Source organism: Metabacillus litoralis (assembly GCF_003667825.1).
Taxonomy (GTDB): domain Bacteria; phylum Bacillota; class Bacilli; order Bacillales; family Bacillaceae; genus Metabacillus; species Metabacillus litoralis_B.
The window spans coordinates 3,039,240-3,062,739 of record NZ_CP033043.1 but is presented as its reverse complement, the minus strand read 5'-3'; the positions used below and the strand labels follow the sequence as shown (position 1 = coordinate 3,062,739).

At 35.3% G+C, this 23,500-nt stretch carries 25 protein-coding genes; 15 read left to right on the top strand and 10 right to left on the bottom strand.

Annotated elements, in window-relative coordinates:
- Positions 1-5 precede the first annotated feature (5 nt).
- Entirely contained in the window at positions 6-251 is a 246-nt protein-coding gene (locus tag D9842_RS15280) for a DUF2651 family protein (protein WP_121663245.1), read from the top strand.
- Between the two features lie 49 nt (positions 252-300).
- Here D9842_RS15280 and D9842_RS15275 read toward each other — a convergent pair whose 3' ends face one another.
- The gene (locus tag D9842_RS15275; RefSeq protein ID WP_121663244.1) at positions 301-1,116 is read right to left on the bottom strand and encodes a protein-glutamine gamma-glutamyltransferase; all 816 of its coding nucleotides are present in this window, start codon (positions 1,114-1,116) and stop codon (positions 301-303) included.
- A 137-nt stretch (positions 1,117-1,253) separates the two neighbouring features.
- Positions 1,254-2,051 (bottom strand): MBL fold metallo-hydrolase, encoded by a 798-nt coding sequence (locus tag D9842_RS15270; RefSeq protein ID WP_121665082.1) that lies wholly within the window; start codon positions 2,049-2,051, stop codon positions 1,254-1,256.
- Positions 2,052-2,233: 182 nt separating this feature from the next.
- Here D9842_RS15270 and D9842_RS15265 point away from each other — a divergent pair, with 182 nt between their 5' ends.
- Positions 2,234-2,539: an antibiotic biosynthesis monooxygenase family protein gene (locus D9842_RS15265; protein ID WP_121663243.1), complete on the top strand. Its 306-nt coding sequence runs from the start codon at positions 2,234-2,236 to the stop codon at positions 2,537-2,539.
- A complete protein-coding gene (locus tag D9842_RS15260) occupies positions 2,536-2,904 on the top strand; it encodes a hypothetical protein (RefSeq protein ID WP_121663242.1) in 369 nt (122 codons plus the stop codon). Before D9842_RS15265 ends, D9842_RS15260 begins: the two co-directional genes overlap by 4 nt.
- 23 nt (positions 2,905-2,927) lie before the next feature.
- Here D9842_RS15260 and D9842_RS15255 read toward each other — a convergent pair whose 3' ends face one another.
- Positions 2,928-3,164, bottom strand: coding sequence for a hypothetical protein (locus D9842_RS15255; RefSeq protein WP_121663241.1), 237 nt, complete (start codon positions 3,162-3,164; stop codon positions 2,928-2,930).
- Between the two features lie 196 nt (positions 3,165-3,360).
- Between D9842_RS15255 and D9842_RS15250 the strand changes: the two genes are divergently transcribed.
- The 3 genes from D9842_RS15250 (at position 3,361) to D9842_RS15240 (ending at position 8,749) form a co-directional block, all read left to right on the top strand.
- The gene (locus tag D9842_RS15250; RefSeq protein WP_121663240.1) at positions 3,361-3,822 is read left to right on the top strand and encodes a MarR family winged helix-turn-helix transcriptional regulator; all 462 of its coding nucleotides are present in this window, start codon (positions 3,361-3,363) and stop codon (positions 3,820-3,822) included.
- A 2-nt stretch (positions 3,823-3,824) separates the two neighbouring features.
- A complete protein-coding gene (locus tag D9842_RS15245) occupies positions 3,825-6,947 on the top strand; it encodes an MMPL family transporter (protein ID WP_121663239.1) in 3,123 nt (1,040 codons plus the stop codon).
- 161 nt (positions 6,948-7,108) lie between these two features.
- Positions 7,109-8,749: a sensor domain-containing diguanylate cyclase gene (locus tag D9842_RS15240; RefSeq protein ID WP_121663238.1), complete on the top strand. Its 1,641-nt coding sequence runs from the start codon at positions 7,109-7,111 to the stop codon at positions 8,747-8,749.
- A gap of 32 nt (positions 8,750-8,781) precedes the next feature.
- On the opposite strand, the gene D9842_RS15235 is transcribed toward D9842_RS15240, so the two are convergent.
- Positions 8,782-9,345 carry a CBO0543 family protein gene (locus D9842_RS15235; protein WP_121663237.1) on the bottom strand — a complete coding sequence of 188 codons (564 nt, stop codon included), beginning with the start codon at positions 9,343-9,345 and terminating at the stop codon, positions 8,782-8,784.
- A 274-nt stretch (positions 9,346-9,619) separates the two neighbouring features.
- On the opposite strand from D9842_RS15235, the gene D9842_RS15230 reads away from it, so the two are divergent.
- The 6 genes from D9842_RS15230 to D9842_RS15205 all read left to right on the top strand — a co-directional run bounded on the left by D9842_RS15230 (position 9,620) and on the right by D9842_RS15205 (position 14,660).
- A complete protein-coding gene (locus D9842_RS15230; protein WP_026558957.1) occupies positions 9,620-9,817 on the top strand; it encodes a cold-shock protein in 198 nt (65 codons plus the stop codon).
- A gap of 269 nt (positions 9,818-10,086) precedes the next feature.
- Positions 10,087-10,977, top strand: a complete 891-nt coding sequence (locus D9842_RS15225) for a peptidylprolyl isomerase (protein WP_121663236.1) — start codon at positions 10,087-10,089, stop codon at positions 10,975-10,977.
- Positions 10,978-11,134: 157 nt separating this feature from the next.
- Positions 11,135-11,776 carry a sensor histidine kinase gene (locus D9842_RS15220; RefSeq protein WP_121663235.1) on the top strand — a complete coding sequence of 214 codons (642 nt, stop codon included), beginning with the start codon at positions 11,135-11,137 and terminating at the stop codon, positions 11,774-11,776.
- A gap of 6 nt (positions 11,777-11,782) precedes the next feature.
- Positions 11,783-12,442 (top strand): response regulator transcription factor, encoded by a 660-nt coding sequence (locus tag D9842_RS15215; RefSeq protein ID WP_231308152.1) that lies wholly within the window; start codon positions 11,783-11,785, stop codon positions 12,440-12,442.
- Positions 12,443-12,470: 28 nt separating this feature from the next.
- Positions 12,471-13,799 (top strand): PAS domain-containing sensor histidine kinase, encoded by a 1,329-nt coding sequence (locus tag D9842_RS15210; protein ID WP_121663234.1) that lies wholly within the window; start codon positions 12,471-12,473, stop codon positions 13,797-13,799.
- A 141-nt stretch (positions 13,800-13,940) separates the two neighbouring features.
- Positions 13,941-14,660 (top strand): Crp/Fnr family transcriptional regulator, encoded by a 720-nt coding sequence (locus D9842_RS15205; RefSeq protein ID WP_162987448.1) that lies wholly within the window; start codon positions 13,941-13,943, stop codon positions 14,658-14,660.
- Between the two features lie 470 nt (positions 14,661-15,130).
- Here D9842_RS15205 and D9842_RS15200 read toward each other — a convergent pair whose 3' ends face one another.
- The 4 genes from D9842_RS15200 to D9842_RS15185 all read right to left on the bottom strand — a co-directional run bounded on the left by D9842_RS15200 (position 15,131) and on the right by D9842_RS15185 (position 17,862).
- Positions 15,131-16,786: a b(o/a)3-type cytochrome-c oxidase subunit 1 gene (locus tag D9842_RS15200; RefSeq protein WP_121663232.1), complete on the bottom strand. Its 1,656-nt coding sequence runs from the start codon at positions 16,784-16,786 to the stop codon at positions 15,131-15,133.
- Positions 16,786-17,256 (bottom strand): cytochrome c oxidase subunit II, encoded by a 471-nt coding sequence (locus D9842_RS15195; RefSeq protein WP_121663231.1) that lies wholly within the window; start codon positions 17,254-17,256, stop codon positions 16,786-16,788. The genes D9842_RS15200 and D9842_RS15195 overlap by 1 nt, the downstream gene beginning before the upstream one ends.
- A gap of 15 nt (positions 17,257-17,271) precedes the next feature.
- Positions 17,272-17,394, bottom strand: coding sequence for a cytochrome c oxidase subunit 2A (locus D9842_RS15190; RefSeq protein WP_306821488.1), 123 nt, complete (start codon positions 17,392-17,394; stop codon positions 17,272-17,274).
- A 150-nt stretch (positions 17,395-17,544) separates the two neighbouring features.
- The gene (locus D9842_RS15185) at positions 17,545-17,862 is read right to left on the bottom strand and encodes a winged helix-turn-helix transcriptional regulator (RefSeq protein WP_121663229.1); all 318 of its coding nucleotides are present in this window, start codon (positions 17,860-17,862) and stop codon (positions 17,545-17,547) included.
- 166 nt (positions 17,863-18,028) lie between these two features.
- On the opposite strand from D9842_RS15185, the gene D9842_RS15180 reads away from it, so the two are divergent.
- The 3 genes from D9842_RS15180 (at position 18,029) to D9842_RS15170 (ending at position 21,055) form a co-directional block, all read left to right on the top strand.
- Complete coding sequence (locus D9842_RS15180) at positions 18,029-18,976, top strand: aldo/keto reductase family protein (RefSeq protein WP_121663228.1); 948 nt, start codon at positions 18,029-18,031, stop codon at positions 18,974-18,976.
- A gap of 13 nt (positions 18,977-18,989) precedes the next feature.
- Positions 18,990-19,841, top strand: a complete 852-nt coding sequence (locus D9842_RS15175; protein ID WP_121663227.1) for an NAD-dependent epimerase/dehydratase family protein — start codon at positions 18,990-18,992, stop codon at positions 19,839-19,841.
- 323 nt (positions 19,842-20,164) lie between these two features.
- A complete protein-coding gene (locus tag D9842_RS15170; RefSeq protein ID WP_121663226.1) occupies positions 20,165-21,055 on the top strand; it encodes a 50S ribosomal protein L11 methyltransferase in 891 nt (296 codons plus the stop codon).
- A gap of 62 nt (positions 21,056-21,117) precedes the next feature.
- Here the strand turns inward: D9842_RS15170 and D9842_RS15165 are convergent, their stop codons facing one another.
- Together D9842_RS15165 and D9842_RS15160 are read right to left on the bottom strand one after the other, a co-directional pair.
- Entirely contained in the window at positions 21,118-21,798 is a 681-nt protein-coding gene (locus tag D9842_RS15165) for a response regulator (RefSeq protein WP_121665081.1), read from the bottom strand.
- A 22-nt stretch (positions 21,799-21,820) separates the two neighbouring features.
- On the bottom strand, positions 21,821-23,398 hold the full coding sequence (locus D9842_RS15160; RefSeq protein ID WP_121663225.1) for an ATP-binding protein: 1,578 nt from the start codon (positions 23,396-23,398) through the stop codon (positions 21,821-21,823).
- Positions 23,399-23,500 lie beyond the last annotated feature (102 nt).

The window sequence follows — 23,500 nt, the reverse complement described above, 5'->3', positions numbered from 1 at the left end:
GAAGTATGGAATTTCAGCTTATCTTTTTGGTTTTCCCAGTCATCGTACTTATCATTTCAATAGTTGGTTACATTGTGACGAAAAAAACCTATGTTACACCAGCCATTTTATTTGTCCTCTTTACCTTTTTAATGCTCCTTCTATTCAATGAATCCTTTTTCATTTGGGTGCTACTATACACACTACTTTCTGTTATTGTGACAATGATTATGTACTTATTCGATAGAATAAAAAGGAAGAGAACTGAATAAATGTAAATAAAAGGCAATCGGTCGTTCCCGATTGCCTTTTATTATTAGATTAATGATAGAAAGTGGCACTGCCTAATTTACTAACGATTGTTTTTGAAGCAAGAAAAGTTGGAATCTGAGCTCTAGTATTAGAGAATTGATAAAGATACCGGTTATCTAATCTGGTAACTTGTGATAGAAGATACGCAGACTCCGTTGCATAAGCTTTTCTTCTCTTATTTAAGGATTCAATGATTCCATCTGCCGTTTTTATTCCGATACCATGACCGAAATAAAGGTCATTACCTAAATCAATTACATTTTCTCCTCGCCATTGTGGCGTTTTGGGATTAAATTGAGGATTATCAAAATACAAGCAATCTCCCGGTAAGTAATCATTTCCCCGTCTCGTATAAATTGGCAAATCATTATCTGATTGCCAGTCGCGAAGGTAAATGCCCTGATAAATACGGTTGAATTGAGCGTTATTAATGGAATCTAAAACAGCTTTATAAAAGATGATCACCATCGCAGTAGCACATTCAAATCCATACTCTACACCATTCTGGAAAATATCGTTAATGGCATCAGCCGGATTAATTCCTTGCTTTAGTTTAAATCCACCTTGCTCTGTTAAATGCCAAAAACGTTCATTACAGTGAGCACGTTCAAACGTCGTAAATTTAGCCTTACTAGCTAATAAGTCGCGAGCAGCCTGGATGGTTGCATATCGTATTTGAAGTGTGAATTGAAAATGTTGCCTATTCATAAAAGAATAGGTTTCTTGATAACGATCCATTTTGTCGATCATTTCAATTTGTTCTGCCTTAAAAGCGGAGGATTTTAATTCGTTTCCATTCACTTCTCTGTTTCCTATGATAATCATGATGTCCCCTCCTTAATTTGTCATCATTTAAGTGTATGGTGAAAATTATGAGGTTAGAAATACATTATCAAGATTTTGTCGTGAAATCTGGCCATAAAAAAACGCAATAGCAGGAAACGCTAATGCGTTATAGACATTTATTTCTTATTTTCAGGTACTTCAGTTTCAGCAAACGTATCAACAAGTTTTTTTAAATTTGTTGTTAATTCATCATCAGCTATTGGAAGACCATGGCCTGATACAGCGATAGAAGGATTAACGGACTGTAGTTTTTTTACCGATTCTTCAGCAGCTTTCCAATCTGTAGTAAAGTATGCAGGTGGACCATGCATTTCTTGTTTTTGGGTCATCACGTCGTATAAGGATTCTTGTTCAACTGTTGTAAAAGCATCTCCGACAATTAGAGCTCGATCGGATTCTCTGAACAAAGAAATGTGACCAGGCGTATGTCCAGGTGTATGGATGAACCGCCAGTCTGCTAAAGAAGGAATAAAACCCTCCTCATTTAGCAGTTCAAGATTTGAGCTAACATCTATACTATGTCTTGGAAACATCGGTGACATTTTAGCAACCAGTCCTTCAGCTTCTTGGTTTGGTGGTGGATAGTCACTTCTTCCAGACAAATAAGGTGCTTCTAAAGGATGGGCATATACCGGAACATCCCATTTATTTAACAATTCTTTTAACGCTCCTACATGGTCAAAATGTCCATGCGTTAAAACGATACTAGTAGGTTTGCAGCCCTCCCCGAATCGCTTTTCAGCTTCAGATATAATGAGCTCGTGTGATCCAGGCATTCCTGCATCAACTAAGACAAATTCATTAGACTTCTTAGGATCTCCAATAAATACGACATTTACGATTTGAACAGATAAACAAAAAACATCTGGTACTACTTCAATTCCCATTCCACTAGTAACCGAAGTCATTGGCATTTTTTTCACTTTCTAACCCCCACTGTTTCAAATTCTATGATAGTATTTCAAAAAAAAGGAGAGAGTATGATATAGAGATACAATTTTCAGTAAAAGGTAGGATAGTTTCCAGGTGAACCTATCTTCATCTATAATAGTGAAGGAAAGCATCATACACTATCTACGCGGGGAGAGAGTTTTACATGTATATTGTTCATTCAACCTTTAATGTCCCAATAGAGAAGGTGGAAGAGGTTATAGGAATATATCAGACACGTTCTAAACTTGTCGATACATATGAGGGGTTTGAATCGTTTCAGTTATTACAAAACGAAGTAAAACCTAATGAATTAACCGTTCAAATTAATTGGAAAACAAAGCAAGATTATCTAAATTGGGTAACAAGTGATGCTTACAAAAAAGTGCATGAACTTGAGAAAAATTACCCTGATCAAGAACTTGCATCTATTAAACCAATTGTTCAAAGATATGAAGTGGTGGCAGAATGAAGCAGGAAGTCATTGCCTCTATGATTGATGAGATTGTTGAAGGAATATATGAAGCCTATCCAATTTTAGAAGAAAAATATGGAGAACTAGGTAGAAAAAAATGTGTTGAAGATAATTATCATCATTTTAAGCATTTAGATACGGCCTTTTCTCTTAATGAGGAAAAGTTGTTTATTGACTATGCACTTTGGCTAAATAATATTTTAACTTCACGTGGAATGAAGGAAGATCATTTGATTGATAATTTTGAAAGAATCATCAAAGTATTACATAATGAACAAACAGAGGAAGCAGAGAAATATAAGATGTATCTAAAGTCTGCAATCGTAACATTAAAGAGTGAGAAACAGAGGAAGGGGCAATAGTTGCTCCTTCTTTTTTTATTGGACTACCTTTTTGGTGTTAAAACAATTTTCCTTTCACCTTCACCTTTACTTTTAAGCTTGTAAACAATTCCGAGAAAAAGCGGAGCAAGAGAGGTGACATATAAAAATGACCAATCCTGAAAAACAAGATAATCTACGAAATAACCAACACAAAGTAAACCAAAAATAATAAAGAAAAGCAACGAAATGTGTTGGTATTCTTTATAAATGAATCGTCTACGTCCTATGAAAGATCTCATCTATACCTCTCCTTTTATTTTACTCCTATGTTTCCCTTTATTGGTAACTATATGCTAAATATAACTTGTTAGATGTTATGAATGATTTTTTTTAGAAAGAATAAGCATTATTTATTGACAGAAGAAGATAAAAAAATTATAGTTAAACACGTTAATAGTTAAATAGTTTAATTACTTTGAAAGGGTGGCTCCTTTTATGAAGGAAAAACAAATAGAAGAATTAATTAATCGGTATCTTGCAGTAAGCTTTTCTGTTACCAAAAAGGGGGAAAGCCTTGTTAAGGATAGTATAGGGGACTTTATAACGAACGATCAGCACTATACGCTCAGATATATACATAAAGTTGGTACGTGTACCTCTACTGAGCTATCTGAGATCTTTGATGTGAAAAAAAGTGCCATTACAGCAATCATTAATCGACTAACAGAAAAGGAGTTAATTAAACGAACAAGGGATGAAAATGACCGTAGGGTTATTTATTTAACCTTAACGGAAAAGGGAACAGAATTGTTTGAAAAAACAGAAGAGAAAATTCATAGGCTAGTTGAGTCGATCATTACCAGCTTTGATGAAGATGAAATAGTCTCATTTATTGAAACATATGAGAAATTAAACACTCTGTTGGATAATTTAAAAGACTGTAAAATGGAGGAGTAGTTGTGAACGCAATTATAAAAGGCAAATGGCTTGTTATCATTGGATGGGTAGCAATCGTTGTAGGACTATTTTTAGTTGCTCCTAACATGGCGGACCTAGTAAAGGAAAAAGGTCAGGTTAGTGTGCCAGATGGTTATTCATCATCGTTAGCCGACGAAATCATGAATGAAGTCCAGGAGAAAGAAAGTGTAGGCGATGAAATTTCAGCAGCACTCGTTTTTCATAATGATAATAAATTAACGAATGAAGAAATAAAGGAAGCTGAAAAAGCGATTCACTTGTTAGAAGAAAATGAAGAATTAGATGTTACGGATATTTTAACTCATTTTAATGAGGAAGCATTAGAAGAGCAGTTAGTTTCGGAAGATGGAAAAACGATTCTTGCTAATGTGACGATTAACAGAAATGATCGTGAAGCAAAAGAGATATCTGCATTACTCTATGAAACAATTGAAGATGTAAATGTTGAACATTATTATACAAGTGGCTGGATGATTGATCAGGATGTAATGACAAGCTCACAGGAAGGTTTAAAGAAAACTGAGGGAATTACAGTTGTCTTTATTTTAGCTGTCTTACTGTTAGTTTTCCGATCAATTATTGCACCAATTATCCCTTTAATAACAGTAGGTCTTACCTATTTAGCATCACAATCAATCGTTTCTGTGCTGGTTGATGTTGTGAATTTTCCAATATCCAACTTTACACAAATTTTCTTAGTGGCTGTGTTATTTGGGATCGGGACAGATTATTGTATTCTTTTATTAAGTCGTTTTAAAGAAGAGTTATCACATAAGGAGAGTGTTACAGAGGCAATAGTTGAGACATATCGTAACGCGGGAAGAACTGTTTTCTTTAGTGGCTTAGCTGTTATGATTGGGTTTGCTGCAATTGGCTTTTCACAATTTAAATTGTATCAATCAGCATCAGCTGTTGCAGTAGGAGTTGCCATTCTTTTAATAGCTTTATTTACTGTTGTTCCATTTTTCATGGCTGTACTAGGGAACAAAATCTTCTGGCCATCAAAAGGTACATTAGAGCACAAAGATAGTAAAATTTGGGGAGTCGTTGGACGTTTTTCTCTTGCAAGACCTCTTATTGCCCTTCTTGTTGTTGCGTGTGTATCTGTGCCGTTTTTAACCTTCTACGATGGAGAATTATCATTTAATTCACTAGAGGAAATAGGTGGAGATTATAATTCGATAAAAGCTTTTAATGCTATTTCAGATAGCTTCGGACCTGGGGATTCAATGCCGACTCAAGTAGTTCTGAAGAATGATGAAGAAATGGGTTCAACTGAATACATCGCGCTCGCTGAGAAAATTACAAAGGAATTAGAAAAGGTTGATTTAGTTGACACTGTGCGATCTGTAACAAGACCGACTGGAGAAAAAATTGAAGATTTTTATGTATCAAAACAAGCAGAAAGTCTTGAAGAAGGCCTTGGAGAAGGCAATGAAGGAATCGAAAAAATCAGTGATGGTTTAGCGGAAGCAGAGAGTGAAATGGCAGGTTCTGCACCAAAGTTAAAAGAAGCGACTGATGGTATCGGTGATTTAATTACTGGAACGACAAAACTTAATTCAGGTGTAACAGAGCTTCAATCAAGCCTGGCTCAAATTGAAGATGGAATCCGTCAAACTTCAACTGGTTCTGGGGATTTAAAAGCCGGATTAGCTGAGGCAAAAGCAGGGGCAGAAGAAATTCTTGCAGGAAGCGAACAATTATTGAAGGGATACCAAGAAGCTGAAACAAATATCGGTAAACTAAATAGTGAATATGTCAAAGTCGGAACAGGTATCTCTGATTTATCAGGTGCACTAAATTCGTTGAATTCAAATTTTGAGGCTTTAGAAAATAATGAGGCATATGTGGGGCTAGCAGAAGATTCAAATTATGCTGCAATAAAGGGAACCGTTCAAAATGTTGCACAAACACAATTACCAGAATTAGCAGGTGGTATGGAGAAGCTAAATGCTGGACTTGCAGCAATACAAGGCGGAATGAACACAGCAAATAGTCAATTCCCAAAATTAATTGAAGGACAGCAGCAAATTGTAAACGGACTCCAACAACTAATTCAAGGAATTGATCAGCAACAAGCTGGCTTAAATCAGCTTGCTGATTACCAAGGTCAAGCCGTTAACGGTATTCCGCAATTTTCAAATGGTCTTTCAGAGGTAACGAAAGGACAGCAGCAACTACTTGATGGATTTGGTGATTTAGACGGTCAAATGAGTCAATTAACAGATGGATTATCACAAAGTGTTGACGGTTTGAACAAAGTGTCTGATGGTCTTGGCTCTGCTCAGGATTATTTAGCTGACTTGTCTCAATCATCTGAATCAGGGTTTTATTTACCAGAAGAAGTGTTAGAGAGTGAGGACTTCGAACAGGCATTAGACACCTATTTGTCTGACGATCGTAAAGTCATGACGCTTGATGTTATCTTCAAAGCAAATCCTTATTCAAACGAAGCAATTAATCAAGTGGATGAGTTAAATGCTGCAATTGAAAGAGCTACGAAAGATACAAAGCTTGAAAATGCAAAGGTGGCTATTGGTGGAATTACAAGTACGAATGCTGACTTAAGTACAATGTCTAACAACGATTATTCACGTACAGTTGTTTTAATGCTTGTTGGTATTTCTATTATTCTTGTTTTCTTGTTCCGCTCAATTATTATGCCAATCTATATAATTGGATCATTAATACTAACTTATTATACAGCTATGGGAATTAATGAAGTGATCTTTGTTAACATCTTGGGTTATTCGGGAATTAGCTGGGCAGTGCCGTTCTTCGGATTTGTCATATTAGTAGCTTTAGGCGTAGATTATAGCATTTTCTTAATGGATCGCTTTAATGAATATAAAGATCTTTCAGTTGGTGAAGCGATGTTGCTTGCGATGAAGAAAATGGGAACAGTTATTATTTCAGCTGTTGTCATTTTAGGTGGGACATTTGCAGCAATGATTCCATCAGGCATGTTATCTCTTATTCAAATAGCATCGATTATTCTAACAGGATTACTGTTATATGCGCTCATTGTATTACCACTATTTATTCCAGTTATGGTAAAAACATTTGGACCAGCAAATTGGTGGCCATTTAAAAGAGCTTAATAGTAAGAGGAAGGCAGTTGACATCGTGTCAACTGCCTTTTTAAATAGATATTTTTTCTGAAATAGTTTAGATTTTTTTAAAGTTTACCGATATAACAAATAGGCTATAAGATAGATGAGTCTTGTGGTTAAATTTATGGTTGAAATAAGGAGAATCTCCTATGTCACATGTTAGTTTGCGGACATTTTTTTCATTAACATTTTTAATCTTTATTATATTGTTAACAGCTGTTTTAACTATTTCTGTAGGATCTAAATCAAGTGAGGAAATGGAAGAAGAAATTGGAAACTCATTATCAAATGTTTCCTATCAGATGGCTGATAAATTAGACTTTTTTATGTGGTCCCGATATAACGAATTAAAACTGCTTAGTGAACTAAACACGATAAAAGATGAGGGGAATCTTGATGAAAAGAGAGTCCTTTTAAACGAGTTACAAAAGAACATCTCTTCTTTTTCCTGGGTCGGAATAACCGATAAAGAAGGGGAAGTAATTGTAGCAACAAATAATATGTTAGTTGGAAATAGCATTAAAGAGCGACCTGTTTATCTTGAGGCAATTAAAAAGCCATTTGTTGGTGATGTCCATGAAGCGGTATTGCTTGCAAAATTAATACCTAGTCCCAATGGAGAACCTGTGGAGTTTGTTGATATTAGCTTTCCAATCCGAAATCAGAAGGGAGAGTTTTCGGGGGTACTAGCCTCTCACCTTAGCTGGGATTGGTCAAAAGAAATACATAGATCGATTATTGAGCCGTATAAAGCACACTTAAAAAGTGCAAAACGAGTTGAAGTTTTTATCATTCGTTCAGACGATAATCGTATTCTGTTAGGTCCAGGTGATATGATTGGTACAGCTTTGCCGACATCGATTACAAATGACGATTCGGTATCTGATGAGAACTGGAATATTAGGAAATGGCCTGATGGAAAGGACTATGTAACAAGTTATTCATACAGTGATGGATATTTAAATTATCCTGGTCTAAACTGGAAGATTATTGTACGAGAGCCTGTTGACTATGCCTTTGCCTCGGTTGAAAAGCTAAAAAGCTATACATTAACAGTAGGAATGATAGCTGCGATTTTGTTTGCAGTGATTGGTTGGTTTATTGCGGGTAGAGTTGCGAATCCACTTAAGGAAATTGCTATTGCAGCCAATCAATTAAAAAGGGGAGAACGTACAGAAATGCCTTATTTCACACGAATTAAGGACTTGAATGATCTTTCCTTATCCTTAAGAGAAATGGTTGAAACCATTATGGAAACAAAATCTGAGCTTGGCAGAATGAAAAAACTTGCTCTAAAAGACAGCCTTACAGGGCTACCAAACAGAGTAGCATTATACTCTTATATTGATAAAAAGTTAGAAAACGAAGCTAATGATGAAAATTATCTCTTTTTATTTATGGATTTGGATGGCTTTAAAGATATAAATGATACTTACGGCCATCAGGCGGGTGACGATTTATTAGTGAAAGTTGCGGAAAGACTGAAGACGTTTGTTAAGGAAGGGGATTTTGCTGCTCGACTCGGTGGAGATGAATTCATTTTAATTATTCGTTGTGAAACAAATTCCAGAATTGATGAAGGTATCAAATTAGGAGAAAGCATAATTAGTTCCATCAATTCACCGATCTTGTTAGGAGATGGAGTTGAGGTTGTTATTAGATGTAGTATTGGTGGAGCTATTTGGCCTGAATGTGGCATAGAACCTGATGAGGTTATTGATTTAGCAGATCAAGCCCTTTATCAATCTAAAGATAAGGGGAAGAACCAGGTAACCTTTTATCAAGCATAAACAGGCCATTTTTGAAATGAAGATGTAACATTTTAAAATGAATGATCAGTTTTTTGAAAATGTATTAAAATAACACGAATGAAATAATGAATAATCATTCCATATAGGATTAATCCAATAAATGAGCAGGTATGTGTCCACCACTTGTGATTGGCATACATCTCAAACTTTACAAAAGCAGGTTCAATAATAAATGCGAGTACACCAGCAAAAATAATATACTTCCACATATAAGAAGTAAGTGTTGGTGAATATTGATAGATTAGCATTGAAAAAACAGGGATAACGGCAAGATCAGCCGGTAAAAGTGGTGGAATAATTGGAATAAGCTTGTCAGGATATCCCCACAATCCAAGATAAACTCCTACTTCATCTAAAAATGAAGCAAGCAAAGAACTAATAAGTCCGAATATAATAAGCTCGAGTGATCTACTCCGATCTCTTAATTTATTCCATACTATAAAAGGTCCAATTGTTGATAATAATAGAAACCACCATGTTGCAGTAAACAAATCATCGTGATACCAATGGGAAAAGCTTGTGTTATTTAGGTTTTCATTTATTTTTAAAATATCCTGGTAGGTAGGGGTATTCATTTTACCACCTCATGTAAATCAGAATCTTTATTCACTATAATGGGCATTAGTGGTAAGAAATATGTAGGTTTTTATCGAACATTTGTGGATAAAAGCTTGTTTAGTTTCTTGATTTACACAAAAATAAGTGTTAAGATTGACTTAATTATTTTTGTTCGGATAAGACTGAGAGATGGAAGTTGCTTTAAAAAGTTTTTTCCTCTTGAAGAATCGTTGTCTAGCAAGAATAGTAATACAATGTGGACTTTTTAGATACCACACAGGAGGAAAAACAATGCTACAAGGTAAAGTAAAATGGTTTAATTCAGAAAAAGGTTTCGGTTTCATCGAAGTAGAAGGACAAGACGATGTATTCGTACACTTCTCTGCAATCCAAGGTGATGGCTTCAAAACTTTAGAAGAAGGCCAAACAGTTACTTTTGAAGTAGAGCAAGGAGCTCGTGGACCACAAGCTGCTAACGTTCAAAAATAATAATGACGCTGCAACAGCAGCTCTATAAAAGACTCCAAATTGGGGTCTTTTTTTCTTGGACTTAGTAAGCGTTTTATACTATTCCAAGAATAGATTCTCAGTAGAAACCATCCGACCATTCTTTAAGGATACAGAATGAACCACTGAAATGAAAATCATTTTCATAATTTCCCACAATTCGTACATATTTATCCCACACTTTCTCTTTATAGTAAAAGCTAGTCAGTATTAACAATCGAAAGACTATAAACATAATAGGGAGTTTTACAATGGTTCAGAGGTTATTAACAAGCAAAAAAACAATAGGCATCCTTGCAGTCCTCGTCGTTGCAGCAATTGCCATTTTTATTTTTCTTTCTACAAGAAGTGAAGTTGTCGCAAAGATAGGAAATGAATCAGTAACAAAGGACGACCTATATACGTATTTTGTTAAGCAAAATGGGACAACGGCAGTAGACACATTAATCACAAAAAGCATCATTGAGCAAGAAACTGCAAAAGAAAATATCACTATAACTGATGAAGAAGTAGATGCAGAGCTTGATGAGTTAATCAGCACATATGGTGGAGAAGAAACGTTTAAACAAACATTAGCTTCTAGCGGCTTAACGATGGAAGACGTAGAAGAAGACGTAAAAGTTAACCTTCAAATTGAAAAATTACTAGAATCAAAGATTGAAATTACTGAGGAAGAAATGCGAACATACTTTGATGAAAACAAAGATACTTTTGCTCAAACTAAACAGGTAAAGGCAAGTCATATTTTAGTTGAGGATGAAGAAACTGCGAAAGAAGTGAAAGAAAAGATCGATGCTGGTGAAGACTTTACAGAGCTAGCCAAAGAATATTCAACAGATCCATCAACAGCTGAAGCTGGTGGAGACTTAGGATTCTTTGGAGAAGGAAGCATGGTAGCAGAATTCGAAGAAGCGGCATTTTCTATGAAGGTCGATCAAATAAGTGAGCCTGTAAAAACGGAATACGGCTATCATATTATTAAAGTAACCGAAATTCAAGAAGCGGCTGAAGCAAACTTTGATAACAGTAAAGAAGAAATTAAAGATATCTTATTTGATGAAAAGCTGTCAACTGAATATCCAACTTGGTTAGAAGATAAGCAAAAAGAGTATGGTGTGAAAAACTATCTTTCAGAAGAATAAACGATAAAAAGAGCCCAAAGTGGCTCTTTTTTTGATTAATAATAAGCCAAGTTATCTACTCGTGATGAATATCACAGTTTCATAACGTGGCATTCATTAAAATAAGAGATAAGAGTAGCCTACATACTCTTAGATGCTTACGGATAAAGGTGAAAGTATGAACAGTGAAATTCACGATTTACTTGATACACATATGCTTCGGCATTATGAAAAGGAGCTAGAGGAAATTTCCTCTCTTTTACATGAAGATATTGCGCAAAAGATGTATGCATTATTTAACCATTTACAATATGTACAGCAATATATTGATGACCGACAAGATAGAACTCGAAATGAAGAAATGATAAAATTAACGAAGTGTACGATCGAGGATTTAAGGTTTATCTCTCAAGATGTGCTACCTTTTTGTCATAAAGGAATAAACGGGGCAATAGAAGCTTTTTTATTAAACTATAGCAAAAAGAATGGAGTAACAGTTCAAATTCATAGTTATGGAGAAAAGAAACGACTGCCGCAAATAGTCGAAGTGTTTTTTTATCGACTACTGAAAGATATGCTAAAGGAACTAGCAGACCTTTTTACCGTTAGCCACCTAGAAGTCACTTTCTTTTGGGAAGAGCTCGTTCAAATTAAAATAGACTATAAAATTGAACTACAATCAAAGAATAAACATGAGCAGTTTTTACATCATATTCAAGAATACAATGAAAAGATGGAGTTAGTTAAAGGAACAATCTGTTTAGTAAGAATTGATGAACATCATTGTCAACTAACCATATCCATTCAGAATGAGAGGTGATATTTTTTGACAACATCCATTTTATTAGTTGATGACCATGCTGTGGTTCGCTCAGGGTTAAAATTGTTAATAAATGATATCGAAAACATGGAGGTTGTAGGGGAAGCATCTGAGGGTGACGAGGCTATCAGAATGGTGGAACAGCTTAAACCAACAGTTGTATTAATGGATTTAAGTATGCCACATGGAAAAGATGGATTATCTGCAACCGTTGAAATTAAGAAAAGGTGGCCTGAAGTTCAAATTCTTATTTTAACTATGCATGATGATGAAGAATATTTATTCCGTGTTATCCAGGCAGGTGCATCTGGCTGCATATTAAAAAGTGCACTTCATAACGAATTAATTCATGCCATCTCAGTTGTTGCTGAAGGATCAGCTTATTTGTATCCAACGGCAACAAAGAAATTAATGGAGGATTATCTAGATAAATTACAAAGTGGCGCAAACGTTGATACGTATTCCCTCTTATCAGAACGAGAAAAAGAGGTTCTAACATTAATTGCCAAAGGGTTTTCGAATAAAGAAATTGCAGAAAAGCTCATCATCAGTGTTAAAACGGTTGAAAATCATAAGGCGAGGATTATGGAAAAATTAAAGTTAAAAACAAGACCTGAGCTTGTAGAATATGCTTTAAAAAAGGGATTGTTAGGTTATGGTATTTAATGGCCATTTGGAAAGGAATTTCACATAAATGATTCAAAATGATTCTCAAGTATACATCATCATTAATGAACAAGGTACAATAGAATCTTTTAACCTCTCATCAGAAAAACTATTTGGCCATAAGCAAGAGGATGTAAAAGGTAAAAAAATAAACATGTTATTTCCATATTTCGATGTTCAATGGTTGCATGAAAACGATTGTTCTGCGTTTGAAATGTTAGGGATTTTAAAAGATCAATCTATCACAAAATTTCAGGTTAATGGTAATAAGCTTTCACTATTAGATCAAGTATATTTTGTTTTACATGTTGAAACCGCAAAGGAGCAAGAATCATCCTTCAAAAAAATGAAAGCTGAACTAAAAGCATCTCTTTCGGAATTGATGGACTTTAAATTTGCTCTTGACGAGTCATCTATTGTAGCGATAACTGATCAAAAAGGGATTATTACTTATGTGAATGAAACATTTTGTAAAATTTCAAAATATAGTACTGAAGAATTGATTGGGAAAAGTCACAAAATCATTAATTCTGGTTACCACTCTCCTGACTTTTTTCGCAACCTTTGGAAGACAATCGGAACCGGAAAGGTATGGAAGGGAGAAATTAAGAATCGAGCAAAGGATGGCACGTATTACTGGGTTGATACAACAATTGTTCCTTTTTTAAATGGAAAAGGTAAGCCTTATCAATACTTGGCGATCCGTAATGAAATTACCGGTAGAAAGCGTGCAGAAAAAGAATTACAGAGAATGATGAGTAAGCTGATCGGCATACAAGAAGAGGAGCGGAAAAAAATCTCCCGGGAGCTTCATGATGGTATTGGTCAGAACCTATATAGTCTTCTTATCATGATTAACCGATTAAGAACCGACTCGAATCAACAATTCATTGAACAAATGGAAACCGAAATATCCAACATCATTGATGAAATACGTCAAATATCATGGCAATTACGACCGTCAATTTTAGATGACCTTGGACTTATTCCGGCTATTCGATCTTTTATAAATAAGTTTAATGAGCATTACGGTCTAAAAACAAACTTTACATATAAGCTTGAAAGACGACTTGATTCTGAGGTTGAAACTAGCATCTATCGCATTGTGCAGGAGGCAATGACAAATGCAAGAAAATACGCTAAAACAAATGAGATTTCCCTGTCAATAATAGAAGGCGAAAATGAGTTAGAGGTTGTCATTGATGATCATGGAGTAGGATTTGATCAACAAGCAAAAAGGAATGGTGTTGGATTATTTAGTATGGAGGAAAGAGCCCGGTCCATTGAAGCAGATTTCCAAGTTCAATCCCAAATAAATGAGGGAACAAGAATAAAGGTAAAGGTACCTTTTAAATAAAAGAAGGAGCATAAAATTAAATGCTCCTTCTTTTTGCATATTGGGGGAATCCCGGAATGAAAATAAGGGAATTCCCTGATAACTTTCTCTACATCATTGCTTTACAATAAGGGTATAAGAAACGATGCAGGGGCGATGATGATGACAACATGTGTAAAAAAGAGAAATGAAGATATCAAAAATACAACTTTCTTTTCAAGTAACAGTTTAAATTTAGTAAAAAAGAACATGAAGATGATGACGTTTAAAAGTGGAGACCACATCTTTTTTGAGGGAGATCCTGTGAATGCTCTCTATTTTGTAGTAGAGGGAACAATTAATTTATATAAAGCAACAGAAGATGGAAAAATTCTGACATTAAATTATTTTGAAGAGGATGATCTTTTTGGTGATTATCCTCCAAATGCTAAAAATAAAGCAAGAGAGAACGCAAAAGCATTAGAAGATTCTGTTGTAGGTATGATTAATCTGCAGGATGTTGAACGGCTTCTTTGGGAACACCGTGATTTTTCAATTGAATTTACAAAATGGGTTAGTCATTCTCAACAGCTAACACAAACAAAGCTACGTGATTTAATGTTTTTTGGTAAAAACGGGGCTATGGCTTCAGTAATCATTCGAATAACAAACACATATGGCAAACAGCAGGGTGATAAATGGGAAATTACAAAAAAATTCACCCATGATGAAATGTCATGTTTAATAGGTACACCTAGAGAAACAGTGACACGTATGCTAAGTCAACTGAAAAAAGATGGATTAATAGATTATGATAAGGGCTATATCACGGTTTTTGATTTAAATGGTCTTAAGAACATTTGCCGCTGTGAGGATTGTCCTTTACAGATATGCCGCTTATAAAAAACAAAAGCTAATGTTGCTTTTGTTTTTTACTTTTAATAATTACTATGTTGCTAGATAACAAGATTAGGAATGGTTGTTTTCTCCAATATTGTACTTGAGTCATACTATAAAAACGATAGTGGAATGGAGCGGAAGACACTCGACTCCTGCGGGAGGTAGAGGAAAGGCTGAGACCCCGCAGGCGAAGGCGAGGAAACTCAGCTTCCTCCCCGCGGAAAGCGAGTGTCTGGAGCGCAATGGAACGATCCTGTTTTGTGTTTAACACATTATAAACAACAAATTATGTTAAAACATCCTTAATAATATATCATTTTTTCTCTTACAATAGAAAAGGACTCTCAAATAGTTTAGGAGAGTCCTTTTCATTATTCATTTTCTTCTTTTGTTGTAAAATCTACTAAAAGAGCCGTTAAGATCGTTGTTACAATAAGCATTGAAAAGGTAACTGTAAACATAGTATCAACCTCCTACCACGTTTTAAATCCTGAGGAGCCAGGTGGTGCATGGTGGATCATCTCAGCTAAAGGAATGGTATAAGCAAATGCAATTAAAGCGAAGGCAATACCGATCCAAATCCACCAATTCTCCAAATATTTAGGAGTTTGTTCAAGGTCGCTCTCTGCCATAGGAAATTCAACACGTTCATTCTCGGTTGCTTTAGGCGCAAAGAACAATGTTTGAAACACAATATAGATTAAGATCATAGCAGATAAAAAGAGGATCGTTCCACCAATGGCCATTGTTACATGGTTAGATAATAGTCCATTGAACCACTCTAAAGCAGACGGATCATCCATATAGCCTGCAAAAGCTGTACGTCTCGGTGCCCCTAGTAAACCTAAAATATGCTGTGAGGTACTCATGAGCAGCATACCGATTGACCAAGTAATAATCTGAATGAAAGCTAGTTTTTGAATTGACTTTGTTAGTTTTCTACCTGTTAAGTAAGGTATTAACCAAAAAGTTAGCCCCATAAATGTCATAGCAACAGGTGTTCCAACGGTAATGTGAAAATGTCCGACAACCCATAGTGTATTATGAACAACCTCGTTCAGCTGGAAACTTGCATTGATTATTCCACCAGCACCACCCGGGATAAAGAAGAACATAGCAATGAATAAAGATGTAAATCGAATATCTTTCCAAGGAAGTTTAAATAACCAACCAAATAATCCTGAAGCTCCTTTTAATCTTCCTGTTCTTTCGAATGTTCCAAACATAGAGAAGGCGGTCATTAATGAAGGGATAATGACCATAAATGTTAAAACTGTCTGTAAAAACTTCCAAAAGCTTGAGATACCTGGTTCTGTAAGCTGATGGTGAAAGCCAACAGGTATAGAAAATAAAATAAATAACACGAATGACAAACGAGCAAGTGAATCACTAAAAACCTTTCCGCCAATAATTTTTGGAACAACTACATACCATGCCATATAAGCAGGTAACAACCAGAAGTATACGAGCGGGTGCCCGAAATACCAGAAAAGTGATCGGCTTAATTCAACATTAATAGTATCAACCCAACCGAACGCCCAAGGAATAAATTGAAATAATACAGTTGCTACTACACCTAGGCAAGCAATGATCCAAAGAATAAGAGTAGATATCGTCATATAGGCAAACAAAGGGCTTAGTTTCTTTTTATGTTCTTTTTTCCATTTTACATAATGACCAATAAGGGCAAAGCTGTATATCCAGGTTCCTACTACGAATAGGGCCAAACCTACATAATACCATCCACTTGCTTGAAGTGGTGCGTAAAATGTGTAAAGAACAGAAGCTCTGCCAGCAATGATCTCCACTGTCGCAAGAATGGTTCCTGCTGTTGTTACAATAAAACCAAGCCATGAAAATGAACGGACTTTTGGTCCAAAAGCACCAAGGGAATAGCTCATTCCAGAAATAAGAAAAGCAAAGATAAAATAGGTTGTAAAAATAAGTGCTAATAAAACGCCATGTGCTGTTAATATTTGATAATAGTCAAGCCATGGTGGAAGTGTAAGTGCATCATTTCTAATAAACACCTGCATTAAACCACAAAATGTTCCTATTAAAAAAGCAATATAAGCGACAACAATATTTGTAATAGCGAGCTTTCTATCGCCTAAACTGATCTGTTTCATTACTCAACCACCTCAATTGTTGTTTTCATAAAATGATGTCCTGTGCCACAGTACTCGTTACAAATCACTAAATACTGTCCAGCCTTATCAAACGTATATTCCTTTGTATTAATTTGACCAGGCACAACCATCATGTTTACATTTGTTTTTGCAATCGAGAAGCTATGAGTAACATCAGTACTAGCTACCTTAAAAACTACTTTTTTTCCAACTGGTACTTTTATTTCCGCTGGATCGTACCCAAATGCTTTGGCAACAATAATAACTTCATATGTGTTGTCATCAATTTGATGAACACCAGGGTTGTCAAAAGGAGCTGTTTGCTCTACTTTATCAGGATCAATTGTATCCATGCCCCCTGAAGGATGATGATTGAAAGCAAACGCTGTTACACCAATAATACTTAGAAATACAACTAAAGAAATAATACCGAATCCTAACCAGATTTTTTCAAATTTATGAAAATGCATTGAAAACCCCCCTAACTATCGTGATAAATAAAAGAAATAAACACCAAACCACATGACTATAATGAAAATACCAATGGCAAAAACACTAATTAAAGTACCTTTAAGTTCATGATCTTCGTGCTTTATTTTTTTGCTCATCATAATCCCCCTTACGTTTTGCTCTTCTTAAGGTAAGGTTAAGGGATTCCAAATATAATTGATGTGATAAATCTCACTTAAAAAAAGAAAAAAGTGAACTCAAATTGAAGTTCACTTTGCTTAATAATCCTTATTGTTATGAAAGCTCAGTTATCCCCACTGTGCTCCCCATTTTTTCATTTCTTTTAACATACTATTTAGAGCATGACCTTTTTCTGTTAAAGTATATTGAACTGTCACAGGTACAGTTGCAAAGGTTTCACGAGTTAGTACTTCATGGGTTTCTAAATGACGTAGTGTATCTGTTAGTGCTTTTGGACTTATATTCGGGATTGCGCGCTGTAGTTCACCGAATCTTCTTGTTCCATCAAAGAGTTGTTTAATAACAAGAAATGACCATTTTCCACCTATAATATTTAGTGCTTTTTCAATGGAACATTCAATATGTAACTCGTTTACTTTCTCCATAGTATCCCCCTTATAGCTACTATAAAAAGTATAGTAGATAACTTGTTTTTAATTATATCAAGAATATTTCAGTACTTGTATACCATTTTGCAACTATATATAATTTACAAATGTAAACGATACCACAAATAACATGTTCATTCATTTTGTTAAAGGAGATGTTGAAATGAAATATAGACGCTTAGGCAGATCAGGATTAAAGGTGAGTGAAGTAAGCTTAGGAAGCTGGCTTACATATGGTGCTTCAACTGAAAAAGATAAAGCTGTTAAAACCATTGAAACAGCATACGATCTAGGGATTAATTCATTCGATACAGCAAATGTATATGCAACAGGGGAATCTGAAAAAGTTGTCGGAGAAGCACTTGGTGGGTACAGTCGTGATTCATATGTGCTAGCAACCAAAGTGTTTTGGCCAATGGGGGAAGGACCTAATGACCGTGGACTTTCTAGAAAGCATGTATTTGAACAGCTTCATGCTAGCTTGAAACGATTAAATACTGATTATGTGGATATTTATTATTGTCACCGTTATGATCCAGAAACACCTGTTGATGAAACATTAAGAACCATTGATGATTTAGTTCGCCAAGGAAAAATTTTATATGCAGGTGTAAGCGAATGGACAGCTCAACAAATTCAAGAAGCGGTAGGGACAGCCGAAAAATATTTATTAGATCGCATTGTGGTAAATCAACCGAACTATAACATGTTTCACCGTTACATAGAAAAAGAAGTGATCCCGGTTAGTGAACAGCATGGAATTGGTCAAATCGTATTTTCGCCATTAGCACAAGGTGTTTTAACTGGTAAATATAGTTTAAATAATCGAGCTCCAAAAGGAAGTCGTGCAACAGATCCTAATTCGAACATGTTTATGGATCAATTTTTAAATGATGAAACTCTTACTAAGGTTGAACAACTAGGAAATATAGCTAAAGAGCTAGATATTAGTTTATCTCAATTAGCGATTGCATGGATTTTACGTTTACCTAATATTGCGAGTACACTAGTTGGTGCAACTAAGCCAGAGCAAATTATTGAAAATGCAAAAGGATCTGATGTTACATTAACAGCTGATGTGATTGCGAAAATTGAAGACATTTTAAAATAAGGTGTGTGACTTTATGAAGAAAGTTGTTGTAACAGGAGGGAGCGGCCTTCTTGGATATTCTGTTATAAAAGAATTTCTTGATCATGGATATGAAGTTGTAAATGCAGATATTAAACACCCCGAGAATCCAATTTGTAAAACAGTGATAACAGATTTGCAAAACTTAGGTGAAGTTTATGGAGTATTGGCCGGTGCGGATGCTGTTGTTCATTTAGCAGCAATTCCAGTTGCCTATTCTCATCCAAATGAAGTGACATTCCAAAACAATGTGATGTCGACCTATAATATATTAGAAGCTGCTGGAACTCTAGGAATTAAAAAAGCAGTGATTTCATCTAGTGAATCATCATATGGATTAGTTTTCCCATTAAAAGAGCTGCTACCGCAATATGCGCCACTTGATGAAAATCATCCACAATTACCTGAAGATAGTTATGGGTTATCAAAAATTGTGAATGAACAAACAGCCGATATGATTCACAGGCGGACTGGTATACAGGTTGTATCAATGAGATTAGGGAACATCATTGCTCCACATATGTACGAGAACTTCCCTAGTTTTATCAATGATCCAGAACAAAGAAAAGTGATTATGTGGAGCTATATTGATGCAAGAGATGCAGCAGTTGCCTATCGCTTGGCTGTAGAAGCAGATGGCTTAGGCTCAGTTGCGTTAAATATCGCTGCGGATGAAACAAGCATGAACATTGAAAGTCAAAAGCTTATGGATACCATTTATCCGGGTGTTGAAATTCGTAAATCATTAGAAGGCTATGAAACATTATTTTCTAATGAAAAAGCTAAGAAGCTATTAAATTGGCAGCCACAGCATAAATGGCGTGACTATGTGAAGAGTGAAGAATAGTTAATGTAGGACCTAGTACAATGCTAGGTTCTTTTTTTGGGTGTTCAAGAAATGATAATTTCATTAATTATGGATAATGCTTCGACATCCAGCTCCAACAGTCTGACTTTTTGCTAAAAAAGTCAGATGCCTAGCCCCTCGAGGTCATAAGCCACAAATAAATTAAAGACAAAGAACGTCTTTTATTCATTTGCGCCTTATGCTTGTCGGGGCTGAACGAGGCGCTTGCGCTTTTGTTCAAACAATTTGCTATCTTAATACGATCTATATTAAACTGTGAATGGACGTTTTGAGCGTATTACATATAAAGAGAGGAATCAATCATGTTACACGAATTTTCAATAAATATACCTTATAAAAATGTTGAGGAAGTTACGGACTTGCTTAATGCAGCAGGCATCTACAATTTATATTATGAATCACCAATTGAAATCATTAAGGTTCAAAACGGATATGGATATGAGGAAAAAGAAGATCAGTATATAGACTTAAAAATCTATGCAAGTGATCTGGAGGTAGAAAGCCTACCAGAATCTTATTATCCACTAATTGAATCAACGCTTTCTATTTCAAGAGAAGCCATCCATTATAAAACCTATGATGAAACAAATTGGGAGCAAACCTATGAATTTGAGGATATTGATTTAGAGAATGGTTGGGTTATTCAATATCCAAACTCCAAAGAACAGTATGAAGATAAACATGTCTTAAAATTTGATCCTTTGGCAGCGTTTGGAACTGGGCTACACGAAACAACTCAAGGCTGCTTACGAATGATACTGGATAAAGATCTTACTGGGAAAAGTGTTCTTGACCTAGGTACAGGGTCTGGTATGCTTGCGATTGCAGCATCTTTAAAAGGGGCTGACAAAGTTGTGGCAGTCGATTATGAGGATGTGGCACGTGAATTTCATCATAACGCAGAATTAAACAGCCTAACAAACGATCTTCAAGTTGTTCAGGCGGATCTTATCACTGGAGATTATCAAATAAATGATCATTATGATTTTATTATCATTAATATCGGGGCAAATGAAACAATGAGTATTATTGAAAAGCATGATCTATTAAAAAATAGTAACACTTTCTTTATTTCAGGATTAGTTGAATGGCATATTGATCAATTAATTGACGTATTTGCCAAAGGTGGTTTTGCTATAGAAGAAAAAGCTCAGACAAATGAATGGGTATCAATTCATTTTAGTAGAGCATGAAATAAGGCCTGTTGAGAATTGGTTGATTCTCTACAGGCTTTTATGTTTAAGTTCGTTTCCTATCATTTTATCATATAGCGATTAATTGGCCGACCAATCCCACCGTATTCAACATGAATCGTAACAACACCTGTTTTCTCCATGTATTCTAAATAGCGTCTTGCTGTTACTCTTGCGATCCCAATTCCTTCTGCCACTTCTTCAGCTGAAACAGGCTCCTGATTATCTTTTAAAAAGTGTAGGATTTTTTGTAAAGTCACAACATTAAGTCCTTTTGGAAGCTCGGTAGGATCTTGCTTACTTTCTTGAAACAGCAGTCGATCTAATTCTTGTTGTGTAATTGATTCTTTTTCATTCACTTTTAAAAAATATGATCGATAATTCGTTAACGCCTGTTTTATTCGCTCAAACTTAAAAGGTTTCATAATATAGTCTTTTGCACCAAGCTGAAAGCAATAACGAACGGTTTCGACATCACTTGCTGCCGTAATGGCAATCACATCTGTATCAAGACCTTCAGAGCGAATTTGTTTAATTGTTGTTACTCCATCTTGATTTGGCATATAAATGTCTACTAAAACTAAATCAGGTTTGTCTTTTTTTATAAGCTCAATTCCTTCTTTTCCATTGGATGCACATCCAATAACAACAAAGCCTTCTACACGTTCAACAAATTGTTTATTAATTTCTTGTACCATCGGGTCATCTTCAATAAGAAGAACACGAGTTGCTGGATGATTCATTTGCACTCCTCCAAAATATCTATCATGACGTAAAGGAAATAATAAAGGAAGTACCATGGACAGGTGATGATTCAATTTCAATTGTACCTCCTGCCTTCTTCACAATTTCTTTTACTAAAAACAAACCAATCCCATGATTGGAACGATCTTTTGTCGAAAAACCTTCTTGAAAAATATAGGGTTTTATTTGTTCGGGAATACCTTTTCCGTTATCTTCTATTAAAATGGAAAGAAACTCTTCCTCTTGTTCAATGCTTACATGAATTTCCTTATTCTCCTCAGGAGAATCGTTAAAAGAATCAAATGCATTTTCAATTAAATTCCCAAAAATAACTACAAAATCATGTTCATCCAATGGTGGTGGAAACGAGTATAATCGACTGTGTCGATCAATGGTAACAGTAATTCCAAGTTCTTTTCCTCGACTTACTTTACTTAAAAGAAGTCCTGAGATACTTTCGTATTTTATATTTTTTGTTAAAAATTGAGAAAGCTCTTCATGCTCTTCTGTAATTTGAAAAACATACTCCAAAGCCCTTTCTTTATGTCCGAGCTGGAGCAATCCTGCAATCGTATGAAGCTTATTCATATGCTCATGATTGTGCACACGTAGGGCACTAACAAATGCCTTAACACCTGTAAGCTCTTCAGCAAGTTTCTTTACCTCCGTCCGATCTCGGAAAATTGCTACGGCTCCTACTGTTTTTCCTTTTACTTTGATAGGTATACGATTGCTGACAATATTTAAGTTTCTTACTGTTAATTCTTTATTAAAGGAAGGTTGTTGTGATGTTAGAATTTCAGGCAATCGGGTATCTGGAATAACAGATTGAATAGATTCCCCAATTACTTCTCCGTTAATTCCCATCATTACTTTAGCTTGATCATTGAAAACGGTGATTTTTTGGTCATTATCAATAGCAATAATTCCTTCATGTATGGCATTAAATGTTTCTGTTCGTTCAACAAAAAGTCTTGCAATTTCATGAGGTTCAAGGTTAAACATTTCTTTTTTTATCCGTGATGCTAAAATCCATGCCCCCCAACCACCAAATAATAAAGAAATAGCAGCAGTAAAAATAATTTCCATGCGGAGATTTTTAATTATTTCTATAAAAGTTGGCATTCGATACCCAACAACAACAACACCCACTTGATGATGTTCTTGATTGATCATAGGATAAAATCCACGAATAATCGTACCGATCTCTCCTTTTGCTTTTGTTGTGTAAGAGAGCTCAGCAAAAGCAGGTCCCTCATCAGCACCCTCCGATTTTTGTCCAATTAGTTTTGGAACGGGATGAGACAAACGGATATGATTCATATCCATCACAACAATGTAGTCGGCATGGTGAATAATACGAATCGTTTCGACTCTGTTATTAATCTCGTTTCTTTCCTCCACACTACCAGTTATGTTGGTAGTAATATCTGATGCCTCAGCAACCGTTTGTGCTGTTAATAAAGCACGTTGTTTTAATTGTTCTTCTTGTGAGTTTATAAAATTATGGATTATGACAATCCCGGCTAGAAATAAAGAGAAGCTAACAATAAAAAAGATTAACCCCATAATCTTTGTTTGAATTGTTACACGATTCATATAGTGTCCTTTCTAGATCAAAGAGTTATAATGAGTTTGAAGCAAAGAGTTGCTTTCATTTTACCATGGAATTTTATAGCATGTTACAATGTGTGAGAGATA

Coding starts and splice junctions, on each gene's coding strand:
- D9842_RS15280 (WP_121663245.1), top strand. CDS start 6: ATGGAATTTCAGCTTATCTTTTTGGTTTTCCCAGTCATCGTACTTATC.
- D9842_RS15275 (WP_121663244.1), bottom strand. CDS start 1,116: ATGATTATCATAGGAAACAGAGAAGTGAATGGAAACGAATTAAAATCC.
- D9842_RS15270 (WP_121665082.1), bottom strand. CDS start 2,051: ATGCCAATGACTTCGGTTACTAGTGGAATGGGAATTGAAGTAGTACCA.
- D9842_RS15265 (WP_121663243.1), top strand. CDS start 2,234: ATGTATATTGTTCATTCAACCTTTAATGTCCCAATAGAGAAGGTGGAA.
- D9842_RS15260 (WP_121663242.1), top strand. CDS start 2,536: ATGAAGCAGGAAGTCATTGCCTCTATGATTGATGAGATTGTTGAAGGA.
- D9842_RS15255 (WP_121663241.1), bottom strand. CDS start 3,164: ATGAGATCTTTCATAGGACGTAGACGATTCATTTATAAAGAATACCAA.
- D9842_RS15250 (WP_121663240.1), top strand. CDS start 3,361: ATGAAGGAAAAACAAATAGAAGAATTAATTAATCGGTATCTTGCAGTA.
- D9842_RS15240 (WP_121663238.1), top strand. CDS start 7,109: ATGTCACATGTTAGTTTGCGGACATTTTTTTCATTAACATTTTTAATC.
- D9842_RS15235 (WP_121663237.1), bottom strand. CDS start 9,345: ATGAATACCCCTACCTACCAGGATATTTTAAAAATAAATGAAAACCTA.
- D9842_RS15230 (WP_026558957.1), top strand. CDS start 9,620: ATGCTACAAGGTAAAGTAAAATGGTTTAATTCAGAAAAAGGTTTCGGT.
- D9842_RS15225 (WP_121663236.1), top strand. CDS start 10,087: ATGGTTCAGAGGTTATTAACAAGCAAAAAAACAATAGGCATCCTTGCA.
- D9842_RS15220 (WP_121663235.1), top strand. CDS start 11,135: ATGAACAGTGAAATTCACGATTTACTTGATACACATATGCTTCGGCAT.
- D9842_RS15210 (WP_121663234.1), top strand. CDS start 12,471: ATGATTCAAAATGATTCTCAAGTATACATCATCATTAATGAACAAGGT.
- D9842_RS15205 (WP_162987448.1), top strand. CDS start 13,941: ATGACAACATGTGTAAAAAAGAGAAATGAAGATATCAAAAATACAACT.
- D9842_RS15200 (WP_121663232.1), bottom strand. CDS start 16,786: ATGAAACAGATCAGTTTAGGCGATAGAAAGCTCGCTATTACAAATATT.
- D9842_RS15195 (WP_121663231.1), bottom strand. CDS start 17,256: ATGCATTTTCATAAATTTGAAAAAATCTGGTTAGGATTCGGTATTATT.
- D9842_RS15190 (WP_306821488.1), bottom strand. CDS start 17,394: ATGAGCAAAAAAATAAAGCACGAAGATCATGAACTTAAAGGTACTTTA.
- D9842_RS15185 (WP_121663229.1), bottom strand. CDS start 17,862: ATGGAGAAAGTAAACGAGTTACATATTGAATGTTCCATTGAAAAAGCA.
- D9842_RS15180 (WP_121663228.1), top strand. CDS start 18,029: ATGAAATATAGACGCTTAGGCAGATCAGGATTAAAGGTGAGTGAAGTA.
- D9842_RS15175 (WP_121663227.1), top strand. CDS start 18,990: ATGAAGAAAGTTGTTGTAACAGGAGGGAGCGGCCTTCTTGGATATTCT.
- D9842_RS15170 (WP_121663226.1), top strand. CDS start 20,165: ATGTTACACGAATTTTCAATAAATATACCTTATAAAAATGTTGAGGAA.
- D9842_RS15165 (WP_121665081.1), bottom strand. CDS start 21,798: ATGAATCATCCAGCAACTCGTGTTCTTCTTATTGAAGATGACCCGATG.
- D9842_RS15160 (WP_121663225.1), bottom strand. CDS start 23,398: ATGAATCGTGTAACAATTCAAACAAAGATTATGGGGTTAATCTTTTTT.